Source organism: Kitasatospora sp. NPDC001540, assembly GCF_042894345.1.
Lineage (GTDB): Bacteria > Actinomycetota > Actinomycetes > Streptomycetales > Streptomycetaceae > Kitasatospora > Kitasatospora phosalacinea_C.
This window is the reverse complement of the sequence record NZ_JBIAVO010000024.1, coordinates 1-18,546: the sequence shown is the minus strand read 5'-3', so window position 1 is coordinate 18,546 and position 18,546 is coordinate 1. Positions and strand designations below refer to the sequence as shown.

The following is an 18,546-nucleotide window of genomic DNA, read 5'->3' as shown; positions in this document are numbered from 1 at the left end:
GGAAGATGTATCAGCGCAGATGCATCTTCGCCGATGCAGTGGGCGGCGGAGCGGTAGCCTGTCCGCCATGGACGGCGTACGGCTTCTGCGACTGGGCAAGCGGCTCACCGAACTGGGCCGGGCGATGGTCACCGACCACGCCTCGGAGACCCTCACCCCGGGCGAGATCGCGGTGGTCTCCGACGTGTACCAGCACCCCGGCAGCTCAGTGCAGGACATCCGGGTCCGCACCGGCTTCGCCCAGAGCCACATCTCCACCTCCGTCGCCCGCCTGCGCGAACGCGGCCTGCTGGAGGCGGCCCCGGACCCGACCGACGGACGCCGCACCCTGCTGTCCGTCTCGGCGCTCGCCCGCGGCTACGTCCGCGCCCGGGCCGCCCGCCCCGCCGAACCGCTGCTCGCCCGGGCCCTGCCCGACCCCGCGCAGGCCCGACGGGCCGCCGAGCTGCTCGACGAGCTCTGCGCCCTGCTGCTCCCCGCTGCCTCGACCGCCGGACCGGCGCCGTCCGCGCCGCCCCCGGACGTCTGGGCGCCCGTCCGGGGAGCGCGCTCCGGCGCCGTCGGTGAGCATGGAACGGACGGGGATGCCCAGGGTCCGAGTCCAGCCCACGGAGGCCGTGAATGATCGAGATCGCCGACATCCGGGAGTGGCGCAACCACGACGTGCTCGACCAGGACGGCAAGAAGATCGGCAGCCTGGAGAACGTCTACGTCGACACCGCCACCGACGAGCCGTCCTTCGCCACCGTCACGGTCGGCATGCTCGGTCGGCACCGCCTGACGTTCGTGCCGATCGCGGACGCGGTGGCCGGCCCCGGCTACCTGCGGGTGCCGTTCAACCGCAACGACGTGAAGAGCGCGCCGTCCATCGGCACCGACGACGTGCTCACCGCCGAACAGGAGCCCGAGGTCTTCGCGCACTACCACCTCGACTACGCCACCGGCGCGAGCGGCGAACGGCGGCTGGCGCGCCGCTGAGCCGCCGCCCGGGCCCATCCGGACCCATCCGGGCCCGGCCCCGCCACGGCCCCCGCCCTCCGGCCGCTCAGGCCGACAGGAGCCCGGCCAGCTCGCGGTCCCAGTCGATCCGCTCGGACTCGCCGCCCAGCGGCACCAGCTCCAGGGTGGCGGTGAGGAACGCGGCGATCGCGGCGCATTCGACGGTGAGCACCACCGAGCCGCCGGCGCCGCCGAGCACCAGGCAGAGCAGGCCGTCGTCGACGGGCGCGAAGTGGAGGTCGCCCTCGCCGACCGGCCCGTGCAGCGCGGCGAGCAGCATCTCTCGGGACAGCACCCAGCCCGCCCCGGCGGCGCGCGGGCCGAAGTCGAGGCTCACCGCGTACGGGTCGTCGGGTTGGTAACGCCAGTCGGTTTCGAGTCGGACGGCGGCGCCGTCGGGGGCGAGCAGGTGCAGGGGTATCCGCTCGGTGACGGGGCCCATGGCGGTGCTCCCTTCCGTTTCTCGCGGGCTGCTGGGACGAAATCTGCTGGGGCGGGTGGAGCCGTGGGGCGCACGGAGCGCCGGAGCGAAACGGGACGAACAGGGATGAGCGGGAGCGAGCGGGGCCGGCCCGCTCAGGCGGCCTGGTGGTGCTGCTGGTGCTCCTCGACCCGTGCCTTGAAGGCGGCGAGGTCGTCGATGACCTTGCGGTCGGTGAAGCCGAGCCCCTCGACCAGGTGGCCCCAGAGCCCGTGGGGCTCGGTGTCGAGCTGCAGCATCAGCCGGGTGCTGTGGTCGGTGACCCGGTGGAAGGTGACGACCCCGGAGTGTCCGGGCAGCTCCGGGCCGCCGCTCCAGGCGATCCGGTCGGGCGGCAGCACCTCGGTCGCGGTGGCGCCGCGCCCCGCCCCGCCGCGCATGCACGCGGGCAGCGACTCGGTGTCGGTCCACTCGCGGTAGACCGTGCCGATCGGCGCGTCGATCTCGATGGATTCCTCGATCCGGCCCATGGTGTTCCCTCCTTCGCCGGAGTGCGGCCGCCGGGCGCGGTCCGCGTCGGTGGGCCGCTTGCCCCGCCCGCCCGGGCGCATGCACATCCATGCCGTTCGGAAGTCATCACATTTCCTTCACCCAATCTCCATCGTCGTATCCTGCATGATCGAAGGAACCCCGGGTACCCGGGGACGGACCGGCCGGAGACGAGGAAAGGACTGGCATGCCCGTGCCCACTGATGAACTTCTCCTGAACGCCACCACCGAGGTGCCCTCCGACCAGCTCGGAGCGGCCCGACCCGCTCCCGCGGGTGCGTCCCTGCTCGACGTTCCGGGCCTCGACCCGGAGGTGCTCGCCGACCCGTCGAACGCCTCGCCGAGCGACGCCCGCGAGATGACCCGGGTGCTGCTGCGGCGGCTGGCGGGCCTGGAGGAGGGCACCCGCGAGTTCAGTTACGTCCGCAACACCCTGATCGAGCTGAACCTGACCCTGGTCCGGTTCGCGATCCGCCGCTTCGGCCACAGCAAGGAGCCGTACGAGGACCTGCTGCAGGTCGGTTCGGTGGGCCTGATCAAGGCGATCGACCGGTTCGACCCGAACCTGGGCGTCGAGTTCACCACGTACGCGGTGCCCACCATCGTCGGCGAGATACGGCGCCACTTCCGGGACACCACCTGGTCCGTGCACGTGCCGCGCCGCCTGCAGGAGCTGCGCCTGGACCTGGCGAAGGCGCAGGACGCGCTGGCCCAGACGCTGGACCACGAGCCGACCGTCGCCGACCTCGCCGAGTACCTCTCGCTGACCGAGGAGGAGGTGATCGAGGGACTGGCCGCCGCGAACGCGCACACCGCCGGCTCCCTCGACCTGACCTCCCCGGGCGAGGGCGACGGGCAGCAGCCCGCCGAGCGGCTGGGCCGGGTCGACGGACGGTTCGCGCTGGTGGAGAACCTGGTGGCGCTGAAGCCGATGATCGCGCAGCTCCCGGAGCGGGAGCGGCAGATCCTGGCGATGCGGTTCACCGAGGACCTCACCCAGTCGCAGATCGGCGAGCGCCTCGGGCTGTCGCAGATGCATGTGTCCCGGCTGCTGTCGCGGACGCTCGCCAAGCTGCGCACCGGCCTCTCGGCCGAGGACTGATCTCCGCCAATTCTCGTTGCCGCGGCGGCCCAGGCCGTCCGCACCGACCGCACCGGGCTCCCCGTCTCGACCATCGGGCCCGTCAATGCGTAAGGTCGAGGCAGATCGGTCGAAGGAACAGGACGAGGATGCCAGCCGAGAACTTGCCCATGGCCCCCCTTGCCGTCGATGTCCGGCGCACACCGTCGCATGCGGCGGTGTGCGTACTGGCGGGCGATCTGGACATCGAAACCCTGGCCCCCGCCCGGGAGGTGCTCGACCTGCTGTTGGCCGAGCGCCCCCCGGTGGTGGTGGTCGACCTCGGACGGGTCGACTTCTGCGACTCGTCCGGGCTGAACCTGCTGCTCCAGACCCGGATGGCCGCCACCGACGCAGGGGTGGCCTTCCACCTGGCGGCGCTCTCCGGTTCGGTCCAGCACCTGCTCGAACTGACCGGCGCGAAGGCGGTGTTCGCCATCCACGAGACGGTGGAAGCGGCCCTCGCGGCGGGCGGGTGAGCCGTGCATACGTCAACCACCGCGTCACGAAGGACCGGGCATCCCCGGCATGATCCGGGCCCGGCCGGGCAACCGACTCGTGAGATCGAGCTGATGAGATGGACCGATGAAACCGCCGCCCAGAGCGAAGGGAACCCGCACGTGACACCGAGCCGGGGGACCCTCGACGGCGACCGTCCCGACGCGGGGGCGGCGCTGCCCCGAGGCGGGCAGCGCCGTCGCCTGCGCCTGGTGGGCGTGCCGCGCCCGGTGGCCCGCGCCCGGGCGTTCACCGCGGAGGCGCTGGGCGACTGGTCGTGGTCCGCACCGCCCGACCCCGACCTCCCCGAGGACGTCGTGCTGCTGGTCGCCGAGCTCGTCGGCAACGCGATGCTGCACGCGGGCGGTCCGCTCGAGCTCGTCCTGGACGCGACGCCCGAGCGGCTGCGGATCGAGGTCTCCGACGCGTCCGAGGTCCTGCCGACGCTGCGCACGCCGCACCTGCCGGGCCTGCCCGGCGGGCACGGCCTGTACATCGTGCAGCGCACCGCCGACCGCTGGGGTGCGGACCGGCACAGCCAGGGCAAGTCCATCTGGGCGGAGATCGACGCCACCCGGTTGCTCGCCTGAGCAGCAGGTCCGGGTCCGGGCCGCAACAACAACCAAGGCACAGAAACGGAGGCGGTCCCCGGTTTTCCGGGGGCCGCCTCCGTCGCGTGCCCGTCCGCCCGCTCGGGGGCGTCTCGGCGGCGTCTCAACTGACGCGGGCGCGGTTGCGCCGCCGACGGCGCAGCATGCCGCGCCGTTCCTCCTCGGTGCAGCCGCCCCACACGCCGTAGCGTTCGCGGGCGGCCAGGGCGTGCATCAGGCAGCGCTCGCGGACGGGGCAGCGGGCGCAGACGGCCTTGGCGGCGCGGTCGCGGTCGTCGTGGGCCTGGCCCCGCTCCCCCGCGGGGTGGAAGAACAGCTGGGAGTCGGCGGCGCGGCAGGCGCCGCTGAGCTGCCACTCCCACTCCTCCTCGTGGGCGCCGGGCAGGTGCGAGATCACGGTCATCGGGTACTCCTTCCGTCGGACGGTCGGATCATCGGTTCGTCGCTCTGGCAGACGAGCTGCTGGGCAGCTGTGCCGATGAGCGGATTTCCGTCCGTCTAACCGGGATCCGTCGAGCGAAGCGCCCCCGACCGAAGCACCCGGACCACGCGGAGGGTTCCCGGTCAGTCGCCCTCGTCCTCGGCCTCGTTCTCGCCCTCGTTCTCGCCCTCGTTCTCGGGCGGCGAGGAGGCCGGGACGGCGAACTCAGGGCCGTCCTCGGCGTCTTCTCGCTCTCGTCCGGCAGTGGCGCCCCCTCGGCGGTCATCCGGGCCTCCGGGGTCTCGACCGGCGGCCACTCCTCGGCCGGCGCGTCCCGGCGGGCCGACGGAGCAGGTCGGCTGGCGGGTTCGGCGCGGACGGGGCACGGTGGACGGGGGGCCGTTGTGCACCACGCGAGAGGAGAGGCCATGTCGTCGAAGCGCCGCCGCAAGAAGAAGGCCCGCGCGAGGCGCGGAGCGAACCACGGCCGTCGGCCCCAGTGCTGACGTCCGCACTCCCCGCACCCCACGCTGACCACTGACGACGCCGGAGCGGCCGTCGCACCCGGACCCTGGCCCGGACGCGACGGCCGCTCCGCCGCGTCCGGGCTCAACGCCTCGCGCCGCCGCCCGCGGTCAGCGCCCCGCGCCGCCGCCCGCGATCAGCGCCCCGCGGTCAGCGCCCCGCGCCGCCGCCCGCCGGGACGGAGGACTTCGCCCGGGCCCGGGCGGTCGCGGCGGCGCGGATCGGGGACAGCCCGCAGGCCCAGACCATGACGGCGCTGAGCAGCCGGGCCAGCGGGCGGTCCCAGAGCCGGCGGACGGCCCAGGGGCGGCGGATGCCGAGCGCGGAGCGGGCCCAGGCGGGCAGCAGGCCGATCGCCGCGTTGGTGAGGACGCGGACGGCGAGGCGTTCACGCCCGGTCCGGCCGAAGCCGCGCAGCAGCCCGACGGCCTCCAGCGCCTCGGGCCCGGCCCGCAGCGCACCGCGCGCCCCGGCCAGGTAGCGGGCGAGTTCGGCACGGGAGAGGGGTACGCCGTCGGCGCCCAGGAGTTGGCCGATCTGGGCGACCTCGGCGAGGTAGTCGTCGCACTGCGCCGCGGTCAACCGGTCACCACCGGCGAAGACCTGGTGTCCCGCCAGGAAGCAGGCCACTTCGGCGGTGTGCACCCAGCACAGCAGGTCGGGGTCGTCGGCCCGGTAGAGCCGCCCCTCGGCGTCGCGGCCGCGGACGTGACCGTGGATGCGGCGGACGTCGGCGATCGCGGCCTCGGCAGCGGCGGAGGAGCCGAGCGTGGTGGTGGAGACGAACCGGGCGGTGCGGTGCAGTCGGCCGACCGGGTCGGTGCGGTAGTCGGAGTGCTGGGCGACGGCGCGCATCGCCACGGGGTGCAGCGACTGGAGCATCAGCGCGGCGAACCCGCCGACCAGCATCCCGGCCGGGTGCCCGTGCACCCGCCACACCACGCTGTCCGGGCCGAACAGCCCCGGGTCACCGGGCGGGCGGTCGTAGCGCTCCAGGTGCAGGTCGGCGCCGTGCACCGTGGAGTTGATCTCCCGTAGCAGGCGCAGCCGCAGCGCCTCGCCGGGCCGCCGCCACCGGGGCCGTCCGCCCGCCGCCCGTCCGTCCGACATCCTCCACCGCCCTTCCGCCACCGGCTTCCTGTCCCTTCCCGTCACCCTACGTCGGGAACCGTCCGGGGCGCGGCGCGCTGGCGGGATCGGAACGGAGCTGACAGTTCGCCGGTCTGCGGCTACGATCACCGACGATGACTACTCACGGATTGGAGGTCCCGTCCTTCCGAAGTGCGTGCTGATGTACGACACTTCCCTCCTGGACGAGGACACCCGTAACAGTTTCTGGTCGCGCGTCCGGCGTTTCGCCGTTCCCCCGGCCATGATCGAGACCGCCACCGCCCGCCGTGCGCTGGGCGATTGGGGCGGAGCCTGCGCAGCGGCCGGATGCGATCCGGAGATCGAGCTGCGCGCCGTCACCCGCACGTACGGGTCCGAGCTGACGGGTCGGCTCCGGGCCGACCTGCGGCACCTGGCCCCCGACCTGCTGCGCTGGCACCTGCCGCGGATCGCCCCGGACGGGGTGCTGCGGCCCGGGCTGACGCTGTCCCTGGCGCGTTACCCGCGCGACGGGGGCGGGCCGCCGCTGCACCTGGTCGCCCGGACGGCGCCGGGCCACGCCTCGGCGGGCCAGCGGATCGGGCTGGCGCTGTGGGACGCCGCCGCCCGCCCGTCCGCCGGGCGGCCCCGGCCGCGCCCTGACCCGCGCTTCCGCCTCGACCTGCACCGGCACCTCTGGGACGCCCGCCGCACCTCCGAACTCGCCGATCGCAGCGCCTCTTTGACGAATCGTCAGATCGCGGATGCGGCATGGCGGTTCGAAGCGGCGCTGGTCCGCTCGGCGGACGGGCTGCCGGAGGACGCCCCCGTCGCGGTGCGGCTGGCCCACCGGCAGTACCTGCTGCTCGGCGGCCCGCCGACCGCGGCGGTGGAGAGCGTGCGCGGGGTCCGCGGCCTGGCGGTACTGCCGGACGCCGCCACGTGGACGCCGCCCGACCTGCTGCTGCTCCGTGCGGGGCTGATCGGGCCGGACGCGCTGCACCCGCTGGTGGCCGCCGCGCTCGTCCCCGGCCACCGGTCCGTACGTGAATCCCGGCCCGAACGGGCGGGCGGGGAGGGGCCGTTGACGGTGGAGTGCCGTGGTGTCCCGCACCGGCTCGCCGTGGTCGACGGGGTGCTGGTGCCGCTCGACCACGACCCGGAGCAGTTGCGGCGCGAGGAGGCGCTGGCGGAGCTCGGCGGGCCTCCGCTGCCGTGCCTGCGGGCGATCGACCGCGCGCACCGGCAGCCGGAGGACCTGGACGCCATCCGGCAGCGGCTGCTGCACGGCGACCGCGCCGGGGCGCTCGCCGCCGTGCGCCGACTCATCGGCCCGAAGGCCGTGCTGCGGCACGGCCCGCTGGCCGAGGTGCTGGATGCCGACCTGCGGCGCCGCCTGGTCCACAGTCTGCACGCGGCCGGTCTCGAACCCGGTCGCAGCCGTTACGACACCGCTCCCATCCCCGTGCCGGGCGACCCGCGCCCGAACGGCCGCCCGCACCGCCTCCCTCCGCACAGCCGACGGCACTGGACGTCCTGCTAGGGCCGACGCCCCGCCACGCCCACCGGTCCCCGGCACGCCCGCCACGTCTTCTCCGACCCCAAAGGTGATCACCCATGTCTTCTTCCGTTCCGCTTTCGCCCCAACTCGCCGTCGCCGAACGCCTCCTGGGCCTGTTGAAGGAGTCCGGCACCGAGCCCCGGCAGGATCTCCAGACCGAGGCGCTGACCCTCGCCGTCGCCGCCGACCTGCCGGTCCTGCTGTGGGGGGAGCCCGGCATCGGCAAGACCGCCGCGCTGACCCAGCTCGCCACCGAACTCGACCTGCCGCTCACCACGGTGATCGCCAGCGTCCACGAGCCGTCCGACTTCTCCGGCCTGCCGGTGATCGGGGACGACCCCGCCACGCAGGGCGTGCCGCTGGCGCCGCCGGACTGGGCGGTGCGGCTGGTCCGGCAGGGCCGCGGGCTGCTGTTCCTCGACGAACTGTCCACCGCGCCACCGGCGGTGCAGGCCGCCCTGCTCCGGCTGGTGCTGGAGCGGCGCATCGGTTCGCTGCAACTCCCGCCGGGGGTGCGGATCGTGGCGGCGGCCAACCCGCGCGCCTCGGCCGCCGACGGCTGGGAGCTGAGCCCGCCGCTGGCCAACCGCTTCGTCCACCTGGACTGGGTGCACGACGCCGAGGTGGTGGTGCGCGGCCTGGGCGGCGTGTGGCCGCGCGCCGAACTGCCCCGGCTGGACGCCGAACGGCTGCCCGCCGCGGTCGAGTTCGCCCGCCGGGCGGTGTGCGGACTGCTCACCGTCCGCCCCGAGCTGGCCCACCGGCTGCCGTCCGCCGAGGCCCGGCGCGGCAAGGCGTGGCCGTCGCCGCGCAGTTGGGAGATGACCGTGCGGCTGCTCGCGTTCGGTTCGGCGGCCGGATCCTCCCGCGAGGTGCTGTCGCTGCTGGTGCGCGGCACCGTCGGCGACGGTCCGGGGCTCGAACTCCTCGCCACCGTCGACCGGATGGACCTGCCCGCGCCCGAGGACCTGCTCGCCGACCCGGCCGCCGCCGTCCTGCCCGAGCGCGGCGACCTGCGGCAGACCGTGCTGGACGGGGTGGTGGCCGCCGTCCGCGCCCGCCCGACCCGCGAACGCTGGGACTCCGCCTGGGCGTTGATGGCCCGCGCGCTGGAGACCAGCCCGCCCGACCTGCTGGTGGTGCCGGTGACCACGCTCGCCTCGCTGCGCCAGGACGCCTGGGAGGTACCGGAGTTGGTCCACCGCTTCGCCGGTGCGCTGCAGGTCTCCCGCCGGGCGGAGCGTTCGGCGGCCCGCGTCCCCGCCACCGCGGGGCACCGATGAGCACCCCGGCCGGAGCGGGCGCGGCCACCGCCACCGCCGCCACCGCCGCCACCGCCCGGACGACGCTGCGGCTGGACACCGAGAAGCTGTTCGCGGCCCGGCTGCACGCGGTGCGGGCGCGCCCGTACCTGGCGACGGCGCTGTTCGCGATGCACGTGGTGGAGTCGTCCCGGGTGCCGACCATGGCCGTGGACCGGTACTGGCGGTGCTACGTCTCGCCCGGATTCGTCGACCGCATCTCCGAGGAGGAGTTGGCCTCGGTCTGGGTGCACGAGGTCTCGCACCTGCTGCGCGACCACGCCCGGCGCGGCGACCGGGCGATGCGCGCGCTGGGCCTGGACGGCCCGGCCGACCGGCTGCGGGTCAACCTGGCCGCGGACTGCGAGATCAACGACGACGCGTTCGGCGACGGCCTGGTCCGGCCGGTCGACGCGGTCTACCCGAGCACCCTCGGGCTGGCCGAGGGCGGGTTGATGGAGGACTACCTGCGGCAGTTCACCATCGACACCAAGTATCAGCGGCTGGTCTGGCTGGAGTGCGGCAGCGGCGCCGACGGCCTGGAGCGGGAGTGGGAGTCCGGCCCGGGCTGCCCGCACGGTCCGGGGGCGGAGTGCGACTGTCGGCACGGCCTGGCCGAGCACGAGCGCGACCTGGTCCGCTTCCGGGTCGCCCAGGGCATCCTGGGCCGGCCCGGCAGCGCGCCCGCGGGCTGGCGGCGCTGGGCCCGGGAGGCCTTCCACCCGCCGCAGCCCTGGCGGGAGCTGCTCGGTGCGGCGGTCCGCTCCGCGGTGGCCGCGGCGGGTGCGGGCACCGACTACAGCTACGGCCGTCCGGCGCGCCGCTCGTCCGGTCTGCCCGGGGTCGTGCTGCCCTCGCTGCGCCGCCGCCCGCCCCGGGTCGCGGTGGTCGTCGACACCTCGGGATCGGTCAGCGACCGCGAGCTGGGCAGCGCGCTGCTGGAGACCGCGGCGATCCTGCGCGCGGTGGACGGACGGCGCGACCTGGTCTCGGTGGTCTCCTGCGACGCCGCCGCCCGGTTCGTCCGGGAGGCCGCCGCCGAGGGCGGGTGGGAGCTGGTCGGCGGTGGCGGCACCGACCTGCGGACCGGTTTCACCGCGGCCCTGCGCCGCCGCCCCGCCCCGGACGTGGTCGTCGTCCTGACGGACGGCCAGACCCCGTGGCCGAGCAGCCCGCCCCCGTGCCGCACCGTCGTCGGCCTGTTCCCGCGTCCCCGCAGCGTGGACGAGGACGATCCCGACTACCAGCCGGACACCCCGCCGAGCTGGGCGAAGGTCGTCACCCTGGGGTGACCCGCCACCGGATCCGGGGCAACCGGGGCCCTCCCCCGGTTCCCGCTCCGTCCTCAGTCCGACCGACTGTCCGGCCGACTGCCCGCCTGACCGCCCGACCGACCATCCGCCCGACCGACCAACCGGAAGTGCAGCACGTCGCCGGGCCTGGCCTGCGCGGCCGCGTCCAGGTCGGCGCGGCGGACCACCGCGATCACCGGGTACCCGCCGGTGACGGGGTGGTCGGCGAGGAACAGGATCGGCCGCCCGGACGGCGGCACCTGGAGCGCGCCGCCCACCATGCCCTCGGAGGGCAGTTCGCCGCCCCGGGCCCGTTCCAGCACGGGGCCGTCCAACCGCATGCCGACCCGGTCGCTGTCGGCGGTCACGGTGTACGGCTCGCCGCACAGGGTGCGCAGCGCGGCGGGCGTGAACCAGTCGTCGCGCGGCCCCGGGATCACGTGCAGCACCAGGGGCTCGGCCTGGTCGCGGCGCGGGGCGTGTTCGGCGGCGGGCCAGCCGGTGGCGGTGGTGCCGACGGGCAGCAGCTGTCCGACCGTCAGCCGTTGCGGTCCGAGTCCGGCGAGGGTGTCGGTGGCCCGGGAGCCCAGCACGGCGGGGACGTCCAGCCCGCCGCGGACGGCCAGGTAGGCGCGCAGGCCGCGGCCGGGCGTGCCGATCCGCAGCCGGGCCCCGGCGGGCACCGCCAGCGGGGTGCGCGGGCCGACCGGGCGGCCGTCCACCCAGGCCGGGCAGTCGGCTCCGGCGAGCGCGCAGGTGGCGGTCCGCCGGAACGCCAACTCGACGCCTCCCAGCGGCATTTCGAGTCCGGCGGCGTCCTCCGGGTTGCCCACCAGCCGGTTGGCGAGCCGCAGCGCGCCCCGGTCGGCGGCCCCGGAGCGCCCCACCCCGAGCGCGGCCAGCCCGGGGCGCCCCAGGTCCTGCACGGTCGCCCCGTACCCGGCCCGCACCACCAGCAGCCCGGCCCGCCCGGCGTCCGCGTCCGCGTCCACGTTCGCGTTCGCGTCTGCGTCCCCTCCCGCACCCGATACACCGTCTCGCGCCGGTACGCCGTCCTCGACGGGCCCGTTCACGACTCCCCTCCCGGCCCCGCCACGACGAAGCGCACGGCGGTCCCCGGGCGCAGCCGGGTGGGCGGGTCGGCGGCGGCGTCCCACAGCGGGAGGTCGGTGGTGCCGAGCAGTTGCCAGCCGCCGGGCGAGGTGCGGGGGTAGACGCCGGTGTACTCGTCGGCGACGGCGACCGCCCCGGCGGGGACGCGGGTGCGGGGTTCGGCGCGGCGCGGCACCCGCAGGCGCGGGTCGAGCCCGGTGAGGTAGGCGAAGCCGGGGGCGAAGCCGCAGAACGCGACGCGGTAGTGCCCGGCGGTGTGGCGCTCGACGACCTGGCGTTCCGTCAGCCCGGCCAGTCGGGCGACCTCGGCGAGGTCGGGCCCGTCGTAGCGGACGGGGACGAGCACGGTCTCCGCCGCGGAGGCCGGTGGCGCCTCGTGCAGCGGGAGCGCGGTGACGGCGGCCCGCAGGCGCTGCCAGTCGGTCGCGGCCGGGTCGTAGCGGACCAGGACGGTGCGGGCGGCGGGGACGAGTTCGCCGGTGCCCGCGGGCGGGGCGTCGCGCAGGGCCGCGTGCAGCCGCTGGGCCTGTTCGGCGTCCTCGGCCTCGATCAGGACGGCGTCGCTGCCGCACCGCAGTACCCGCACCGCACCCGTCCCGTCCGCCGTGGCCATGCCCGCCGCCGTGTGTCCGGGCCCGCTGCACCGCTGTGCCGCCACGCCGCCGCATCGCTGCGGGCGTCCGCGGGCGTCCGCGGGCCGTCGGCTGCCCAAGGTACCAAGAAGTGGCGGGCCGTCACCGGTGTCCGGTGCGGGGCCCGGCCGCGGTCCCCGCCCGCTCGGTGTGCGGGGGCCGCGGCCGGGGCGTCCGACGGTGGCCACGCTCCTCCGCCGGGCGCCGCCCCGGTCAGGCCGGGGTCGCTTCGGGTGCCGGTCCGCGCTCCGCGCCGCCGTGCGTTGCGCCGTCCGCACCGCCGTCCGCACCGCGTTTCGGTTCCCGGCGCAGCAGGCGGCGGCGTCGGGGCTGGTCGGGGAGCCAGCCGAAGGAGAGGCTGCTGCCGATCAGGCCGAGCAGCAGGCCGATGAAGAAGCCGCCGAGGTTGGAGGTGACCCAGCTGCCGAGGGTGGCGAGGACGGCGACCAGGGAGTAGAAGATCCGTTGGACGGGGTGGAAGATGAGCAGCAGTCCGCAGAGCACCATGAGGCCGGGGACGATGTAGCCCGCCAGACCGAGCATGCCGATGCGGATGACCATGCGCATCGGGGCCTTCTCGGTGAACAGGATCTCGCTCCCGGCCAGGACGACCAGCAGGCCGCCCCAGAACGGTCGGCGTCCGCGCCAGCCCGCGAAACCGCGCGGGGCGACGGGCGTGCCGACGGCGGGCGTGTCGGCGGCGGGCCGGGCGGCCGTGGTGTCGGCCGCCCGGCCCGGTGCCGGTCCGGGTTCAGCAGCCATCGCTGCTGAAGCTGAGGTGCATGTTGGGCAGGCGGAAGGTTCCGGCGGTGGTGGCGTAGTTCTGCTGCCGGAAGTGGTCGACGGTGACGGTGTCGCCCTGCTGGCCGAACATGCCGGGCGGGCCGGCCACGCCGCCCTTGTCGAAGGTGCTGGCGTCGCGGCCGACTTCCAGTCCCTTGAACTCGGCGTCGCCGCTCATCAGGTCGGAGTCGGTGGTGAGGTTCTCGGCGGTGACGGGGGTGCCCTTGTCGCCCGCCGTGATCAGCAGGTTGATGCCGCCCAGGTTGACGCTCTGGCAGAGCTTGGTCAGTGAGGCCTGCTTGACCACCGTCTGGATCAGGAACAGTTGGCCGCCGGTGTCCCCGGCGTTGGGGCTGTTCTCGATCATGTTGTCGAGGGTGCCGAACTGCTCGAACCCGCTGCCGTCCAGCTTGTCGGCGGTGACCTGGAAGGCCATGCCGGAGATGGCGAACTGGGTGGCGAGGACGTTCTGCGCGGTCAGGGTCACCAGGACGCCCGCGGTGACGCAGGCCGGTATCGCCATCAGTGCGGCGCGGCGCAGCCGGACCCGGCCGCGCCCGGTCGTGGTGGCGGCGGGTTGTTCTGCGGAGGGTGCCATGGACAGCTCCAGAGGGTTCGGGTGGGGGATCCGCTGCTCTTCGTCGGTCTGAGTGCCTGGCGTGGGCTCGGATCGCCAACTGTGTTGTATGGCAGTGCAGTTGACGATCTTTCTCACAACCGGCGGGCTGACTGGAAGTTACCCCGGGGTACATGGCGGGTCAATACTTCGCGCACCGTCCGGGATTTCCGAAACTCAGGTCAACTCCCGTGACTGTCGGGGGACTTGAGAACTCGATCCGGCCGAACTCCACTCACCTTCCTTCCAACTTCCGCGCACCGCCTTGACGTTGAACCGAAAGGCCGCCTAGAACTTGGCAGGTACCCGGCGGTAACCACGGCGCTCCGCCGCACCCACCGGGTCGTTCTCGCTCCGGCCCGGCGCACCTCCCGTACGGGGGCGCCGCGTTCCCGGTACGGCGGACCGCTCCGGCGCAACGGTGGCAGTCGTGCGCCCTCGGCCCGGTCGCTCGTGGCGTCGAGCGACCTGTTCCCCCAGGCCCACCCCGCTCAGCCGCACCGCGCCCCACCACACCGCGCCCCGACCTCCCGGCCACCCCGGCCCGTCCGGCCACCCCGGCCCGCTCCGGCACCCACCCGTCCGGTCGCACCGCCCTGCCCACCCCCTGCCGTCAGGAGTGCCCCGCCATGCCCCCCACCTTGCGCACCAGCTCCCCCACCGCCACGCCCACCACCCCCGCCTCCGCGTCCCGACCCCGACGCCGGCTCCGCCGCCTGCTGCCACCCGCCGCCGTCCTCGCCTGCGCCGCACTGCTCTCCGGCGTCACCCCGGCCTCCGCCGCCACGGCAGGCACCACGGCGCCCGGCGCCCCGTACACCGGCATGGGCAACTGTCCGCTCGCGGCGCCCGCCATGCAGAACCCGGAGAACCTCCAGGTGGGTTGCCTGGTGTCGGTGACCAAGGCCGGGAAGTTCACCCTCGGCAGCACCGTGGTGCCGTTCAACTCGCCGATCACGCTGCAGTTCGGCTTCTACTGGGACAAGTCGGCGCCCGAGGTGTCGTTCCCGGACGGCAGCAGCGCCAACCAGTACACCGTGGTGCCGCCGACCGGCGCCCCGCTGCTCAGCGCGCCGATGGTGCAGATCAACATCCCGGGCGTCCAGAACTACCTGCCGGGCATCACCAGCGTCTTCGCCCAGGTCGAACTCGCGGGCCCGGTCACCAAGTTCACGCCGTTGGCGACCGGCGAGCCGTACCCGGTGTTCCGGTTGCCGATCAAACTGCACCTGTACAACGCGCTGTTCGGGCTGCACTGCTACGTCGGCTCGGACGCCGCGCCGCTGCTGCTCAAGCCCACCACCGGGTCCACCGGTTCCACCCCGCCGATGACCGGCGACCCGGGCACCCTGGACTACGCCCCGGACCCCAACGGGCACAACGCGCTGGCCATTTCGGAGACCGGCGCGTCACTGGTCGACAACACCTTCGCGGTGCCCGGCGCCAACGGGTGCGGCGTGCTCGGCTCGCTGAACCAGATCATCAACTGGACCATGGGCCTGCCCGCCGCCGCGGGCAAGGACTCGGTGAGCTTCCAGCAGACCGACGCCTCCTTCGTGCTGGACACCGACATCGCCGACCTCACCGCCGCGTTGAGCGACAGCTCCGCCCACTGACCCGACCCCCGCTCCCCCACCTGCCCGTGCCGCCCCGTCCCCAACGCGGGACCGGCACGCGCTCCGGCGACCCGTGCCGGAGCAGCTCCGTCCGATCCGATCCGCCCCACCCACCGGAAGGAACGAACCCTCATGCGCAACCGCACCTTCGCGGGCGTCGCCGCCCTCGCCGCCGCCGGCGCCCTGCTCGCCCTGCCCGCCGCGCCCGCCAACGCGGCCGGGACCACCCCGGTGCTGACCATCGCCGGGACCACCACCCCCGTCGGGGTCGGCGACAGCCTGTCCGCGAACCTGGTGAGCGGCACCCTGGCCACCATGTACAACCCGGGCACCACCACCGGCGTCAAGTGCACCACCTCCACCATCGGCGGCAGCGTGAGCAGCAACCCGCTCGCCACCGGCTCCGCCACCGCGTCCGGCCCGGTCGGCACCCTGACCTTCTCCGGCTGCACCTCCAACGTGGTCGGCGTCAGCGGCGTGAACAGCCTGACCATGAGCAACCTGCCCTACACCCTGAGCATCTCCGACTCCGCCGGGTTCCCGGTCACCCTCAGCGGTTCCATCCAGGCGGTCGTCAACCTGAAGACCCTGGCCGGGAACGCCCTGTGCACCTACTCCTCCACCGGCGGCGCCCTCCACGGCAACGCCACCAACAGCCCGGCGCAGATCACCATGGCCAACCAGGCCTTCACCAAGCTGTCCGGCCCCAGCATCTGCTTCGCCAGCATCAGCTTCTCGGCCGCCTACGGCCCGGTCACCGACACCACCCTCGGCGGCACGGTCTTCGTCAACTGACGCCCTGCCACCGCCCGTTCGGACGCCGCGCCCACCCCCACGGGCGCGGCGTCCCGCCGTCCGGCCGTCAATCCCCGTCCTTCTCCGCCTTGTTGGCGGTACGCGCCCGCACGTGCACCCGCTCCCCCTGCGGCCCGAACAGGCTGAGGAACTCCACCGGCACCCGCCCCGCGTTGGTGAACAGGTGCGGTGTCCGGGTGTCGAACTCCGCCGCCTCGCCCGCCTTCAGCACCACCTCGTGCTCGCCCAGCTTCAGCAGCAGCTCCCCGGAGAGCACGTACAGCCACTCGTGGCCCTCGTGGGTGCGCTGCTCGCAGTTCTCCCGGCTGCCGCCCGCCGGGACGACGATCTTGTAGGCCTGCATGCCGCCGAGGCTGCGGGCCAGCGGCAGGTACGTCCAGCCGTGCCGGACGAACGGGCGCAGCCGCACCCGGGGGTCGCCGGTCGGCGGGGCGTCGACGAGTTCGTCCAGGGCCACGCCGTGCGCGCGGGCCAGCGGCAGCAGCAGTTCCAGGGTCGGCCGCCGCCCGCCGGATTCCAGCCGGGACAGCGTGCTGACCGAGATGCCGGTCTGCTCGCTCAGCTGCGCCAGCGTGGTGCCGTGCTGCTGGCGGATCGCCCGCAGCCGGGGGCCGACGCCCGTCAGCACCGCCTCGAAGTCCTCGCCCGTCGCCTCGCCCACCGTCCTGCTCCTCTCCACGCCTCCATTTGCCACCTCAGCAACATTGTTTGTCAATCCGGCGAACCCGGCGCACCATCGGAGCATGACCACGACGCACCCGCACCCGCACCCCGACCGGCACCGGCACCCGGTCCGCCAGCACGACGTCCTGATCGTCGGCGGCGGCGCCGCCGGGCTCAGCGGCGCCCTGACCCTGGCCCGGGCCCGCCGCTCCGTCCTGGTGGTCGACTCCGGCCGGCCGCGCAACGCGCCCGCCGAGGGCATCCACGGTCTGCTCGGCCGCGAGGGCCTGCCGCCCGCCGAGCTCGTCGCCCTCGGCCGGGCCGAAGTCGCTTCGTACGGCGGCGAGTTCCACGACGCGGAGGTGCGGTCCGTCAGCCGCGAGGCGGAGGGCGGCTTCCGGGCCGAGCTGTCGGACGGCAGCACCGTGCACGCCCGCCGCCTGCTGCTGACCACCGGCACCACCGACCTGCTGCCCGAGGTGCCCGGTCTGGCCGGGCGCTGGGGGCGCCAGGTGGTGCACTGCCCGTACTGCCACGGCTGGGAGGTCCGCGACCGGAAGATCGCCGTGCTGGCCACCAACCCGGTGATCGCCGTCCACCAGGCGCTGCTGTGGCGGCAGTGGAGCGCGGACGTCACGCTGCTCGCACACACCGGCGGGCCGTTCGACGAGCAGCAGCGGCGCGAACTGGCCGCCCGCGGCGTGCGCGTGGTGCCCGGCGAGGTGGTCGCGCTGCTGCCCGAGGACGACGGCGCCGAGCTGACCGGCGTGCGGCTGGCCGACGGCACCGCGGTGGAGTGCGAGGCGCTGGCCGTCGGCACCGAGATGGCCGTGACCGCGCCGTTCCTGGCCGAGCTGGGCCTGGCGGCCACCGACCTGGCGTACCAGGGCGTCCGGTTCGCCACCCGGCTGGCCACCACCGACCCGACCGGCGCCACCGGCGTCCCCGGCGTGTGGGCGGCGGGCAACCTGACCGACCCGGCCGCGCAGGTCGCCATCGCCGCCGCGGACGGGCTGCGCGCCGCCGCCGCGATCAACGCCGACCTGGTCGCCGAGGAGACCCGCCTGGCCGTCGACGCGGTCGAGTTCTGGGAGAAGCGGTACGGCGAGAGCGAGCAGATCTGGAGCGGCCGCCCGAACGCCTCGCTGACCGTGCAGGCCGCCGACCTGGCGCCCGGCCGGGCGCTCGACCTGGGCTGCGGCGAGGGCGGGGACGCGCTCTGGCTGGCCGAGCGGGGCTGGCAGGTCACCGCCGTCGACATCTCGCGGGTCGCCCTGGAGCGGGCCGCCGCCCGGGCCGCCGCCGCGGGCCTCGCCGACCGGATCGACTGGCAGCGCGTCGACCTGGCGCACGCCTTCCCGTCCGGCGCGTACGACCTGGTCTCGGCGCAGTTCCTCCACTCGCCCGCCGAGTTCCCGCGCGAGCGGGTGCTGCGCCGTGCCGCCGCGGCCGTCGCCCCCGGCGGCACGCTGCTCGTCACCAGCCACGCCGCGCCCCCGGTCAAGCACGACCGCCCGCACCCCGAGATGCACTTCCCCACCCCCGCGGAGATGCTCGCCTTGCTGCGGCTGGACCCGGCGCAGTGGACGGTCGAGCTCGCCGAGGAGCACGCCCGGCACGACCACCCCGGGCACCCCGTCGCCGACCCGGACGCCCGCCCGCACCGCGATTCCACCCTGCGTCTGCGCCGGGCCGCCTGAGCGCGGCGCCCGGTCGCGCGGCCTGGGAACTGAGTCCCCTCTCACACCCCTGCCAGAGTGGATCTGTGGCACAGAGTGTGGTCTAGTGAGGGAACTCAGTTCCCTCCCGCGTGAAAGGACAAGGTGGCCGTGAGCTTGAGGATCGTTGTCTGTGTGAAGTACGTGCCCGACGCGACCGGTGACCGTCGCTTCGCGGAGGACGCCACCACCGACCGGGAGG

Annotated in this window: 20 protein-coding genes and 1 pseudogene; 12 read left to right on the top strand and 9 right to left on the bottom strand. The window is 74.8% G+C overall.

Features of this window, described 5'->3' with window-relative positions:
• The first annotated feature begins 67 nt into the window (after window positions 1-67).
• Complete coding sequence (locus tag ACFY00_RS25380; RefSeq protein WP_388033851.1) at window positions 68-625, top strand: MarR family winged helix-turn-helix transcriptional regulator; 558 nt, start codon at window positions 68-70, stop codon at window positions 623-625.
• The gene (locus ACFY00_RS25375; protein WP_388033850.1) at window positions 622-978 is read left to right on the top strand and encodes a PRC-barrel domain-containing protein; all 357 of its coding nucleotides are present in this window, start codon (window positions 622-624) and stop codon (window positions 976-978) included. Before ACFY00_RS25380 ends, ACFY00_RS25375 begins: the two co-directional genes overlap by 4 nt.
• 67 nt (window positions 979-1,045) lie before the next feature.
• On the opposite strand, the gene ACFY00_RS25370 is transcribed toward ACFY00_RS25375, so the two are convergent.
• Window positions 1,046-1,441 carry an SsgA family sporulation/cell division regulator gene (locus ACFY00_RS25370; protein WP_388033849.1) on the bottom strand — a complete coding sequence of 132 codons (396 nt, stop codon included), beginning with the start codon at window positions 1,439-1,441 and terminating at the stop codon, window positions 1,046-1,048.
• Between the two features lie 134 nt (window positions 1,442-1,575).
• On the bottom strand, window positions 1,576-1,950 hold the full coding sequence (locus tag ACFY00_RS25365) for a hypothetical protein (RefSeq protein WP_285739676.1): 375 nt from the start codon (window positions 1,948-1,950) through the stop codon (window positions 1,576-1,578).
• Window positions 1,951-2,156: 206 nt separating this feature from the next.
• Here ACFY00_RS25365 and ACFY00_RS25360 point away from each other — a divergent pair, with 206 nt between their 5' ends.
• From ACFY00_RS25360 to ACFY00_RS25350, 3 genes are all read left to right on the top strand, one after another.
• Complete coding sequence (locus tag ACFY00_RS25360; RefSeq protein ID WP_388033848.1) at window positions 2,157-3,071, top strand: RNA polymerase sigma factor SigF; 915 nt, start codon at window positions 2,157-2,159, stop codon at window positions 3,069-3,071.
• A gap of 128 nt (window positions 3,072-3,199) precedes the next feature.
• On the top strand, window positions 3,200-3,568 hold the full coding sequence (locus ACFY00_RS25355; RefSeq protein WP_388033847.1) for an STAS domain-containing protein: 369 nt from the start codon (window positions 3,200-3,202) through the stop codon (window positions 3,566-3,568).
• Between the two features lie 141 nt (window positions 3,569-3,709).
• Window positions 3,710-4,177 (top strand): ATP-binding protein, encoded by a 468-nt coding sequence (locus ACFY00_RS25350; protein WP_388033846.1) that lies wholly within the window; start codon window positions 3,710-3,712, stop codon window positions 4,175-4,177.
• A 124-nt stretch (window positions 4,178-4,301) separates the two neighbouring features.
• On the opposite strand, the gene ACFY00_RS25345 is transcribed toward ACFY00_RS25350, so the two are convergent.
• Together ACFY00_RS25345 and ACFY00_RS25340 are read right to left on the bottom strand one after the other, a co-directional pair.
• Entirely contained in the window at window positions 4,302-4,601 is a 300-nt protein-coding gene (locus ACFY00_RS25345) for a WhiB family transcriptional regulator (protein WP_388033845.1), read from the bottom strand.
• A gap of 693 nt (window positions 4,602-5,294) precedes the next feature.
• Complete coding sequence (locus ACFY00_RS25340; RefSeq protein WP_388033844.1) at window positions 5,295-6,254, bottom strand: oxygenase MpaB family protein; 960 nt, start codon at window positions 6,252-6,254, stop codon at window positions 5,295-5,297.
• 262 nt (window positions 6,255-6,516) lie between these two features.
• Here ACFY00_RS25340 and ACFY00_RS25335 point away from each other — a divergent pair, with 262 nt between their 5' ends.
• The 3 genes from ACFY00_RS25335 to ACFY00_RS25325 all read left to right on the top strand — a co-directional run bounded on the left by ACFY00_RS25335 (window position 6,517) and on the right by ACFY00_RS25325 (window position 10,387).
• Entirely contained in the window at window positions 6,517-7,776 is a 1,260-nt protein-coding gene (locus ACFY00_RS25335) for a hypothetical protein (protein WP_388033843.1), read from the top strand.
• A 74-nt stretch (window positions 7,777-7,850) separates the two neighbouring features.
• Complete coding sequence (locus ACFY00_RS25330; RefSeq protein ID WP_388033842.1) at window positions 7,851-9,077, top strand: AAA family ATPase; 1,227 nt, start codon at window positions 7,851-7,853, stop codon at window positions 9,075-9,077.
• Entirely contained in the window at window positions 9,074-10,387 is a 1,314-nt protein-coding gene (locus ACFY00_RS25325) for a VWA-like domain-containing protein (RefSeq protein WP_388033841.1), read from the top strand. The genes ACFY00_RS25330 and ACFY00_RS25325 overlap by 4 nt, the downstream gene beginning before the upstream one ends.
• Before the next feature lie 53 nt (window positions 10,388-10,440).
• Here ACFY00_RS25325 and ACFY00_RS25320 read toward each other — a convergent pair whose 3' ends face one another.
• From ACFY00_RS25320 to ACFY00_RS25305, 4 genes are all read right to left on the bottom strand, one after another.
• Entirely contained in the window at window positions 10,441-11,379 is a 939-nt protein-coding gene (locus tag ACFY00_RS25320) for a biotin-dependent carboxyltransferase family protein (protein WP_388033840.1), read from the bottom strand.
• Window positions 11,380-11,456: 77 nt separating this feature from the next.
• Window positions 11,457-12,113: an allophanate hydrolase subunit 1 gene (locus tag ACFY00_RS25315; protein ID WP_388033839.1), complete on the bottom strand. Its 657-nt coding sequence runs from the start codon at window positions 12,111-12,113 to the stop codon at window positions 11,457-11,459.
• Between the two features lie 232 nt (window positions 12,114-12,345).
• Window positions 12,346-12,894 carry a DUF6114 domain-containing protein gene (locus ACFY00_RS25310; protein ID WP_388033838.1) on the bottom strand — a complete coding sequence of 183 codons (549 nt, stop codon included), beginning with the start codon at window positions 12,892-12,894 and terminating at the stop codon, window positions 12,346-12,348.
• Window positions 12,884-13,513 carry a DUF6230 family protein gene (locus ACFY00_RS25305; protein ID WP_388033837.1) on the bottom strand — a complete coding sequence of 210 codons (630 nt, stop codon included), beginning with the start codon at window positions 13,511-13,513 and terminating at the stop codon, window positions 12,884-12,886. The genes ACFY00_RS25310 and ACFY00_RS25305 overlap by 11 nt, the downstream gene beginning before the upstream one ends.
• Before the next feature lie 647 nt (window positions 13,514-14,160).
• Between ACFY00_RS25305 and ACFY00_RS25300 the strand changes: the two genes are divergently transcribed.
• Together ACFY00_RS25300 and ACFY00_RS25295 are read left to right on the top strand one after the other, a co-directional pair.
• Window positions 14,161-15,147 carry a hypothetical protein gene (locus ACFY00_RS25300; protein WP_388033836.1) on the top strand — a complete coding sequence of 329 codons (987 nt, stop codon included), beginning with the start codon at window positions 14,161-14,163 and terminating at the stop codon, window positions 15,145-15,147.
• A 132-nt stretch (window positions 15,148-15,279) separates the two neighbouring features.
• Complete coding sequence (locus ACFY00_RS25295) at window positions 15,280-15,942, top strand: Tat pathway signal sequence domain protein (protein WP_388033835.1); 663 nt, start codon at window positions 15,280-15,282, stop codon at window positions 15,940-15,942.
• 67 nt (window positions 15,943-16,009) lie between these two features.
• Here ACFY00_RS25295 and ACFY00_RS25290 read toward each other — a convergent pair whose 3' ends face one another.
• On the bottom strand, window positions 16,010-16,624 hold the full coding sequence (locus ACFY00_RS25290; protein WP_388033834.1) for a helix-turn-helix domain-containing protein: 615 nt from the start codon (window positions 16,622-16,624) through the stop codon (window positions 16,010-16,012).
• 82 nt (window positions 16,625-16,706) lie between these two features.
• On the opposite strand from ACFY00_RS25290, the gene ACFY00_RS25285 reads away from it, so the two are divergent.
• Window positions 16,707-18,326, top strand: coding sequence for an FAD-dependent oxidoreductase (locus tag ACFY00_RS25285; protein WP_388033833.1), 1,620 nt, complete (start codon window positions 16,707-16,709; stop codon window positions 18,324-18,326).
• Between the two features lie 129 nt (window positions 18,327-18,455).
• A pseudogene (locus ACFY00_RS25280) lies at window positions 18,456-18,546 on the top strand (electron transfer flavoprotein subunit beta); the annotation flags it as partial.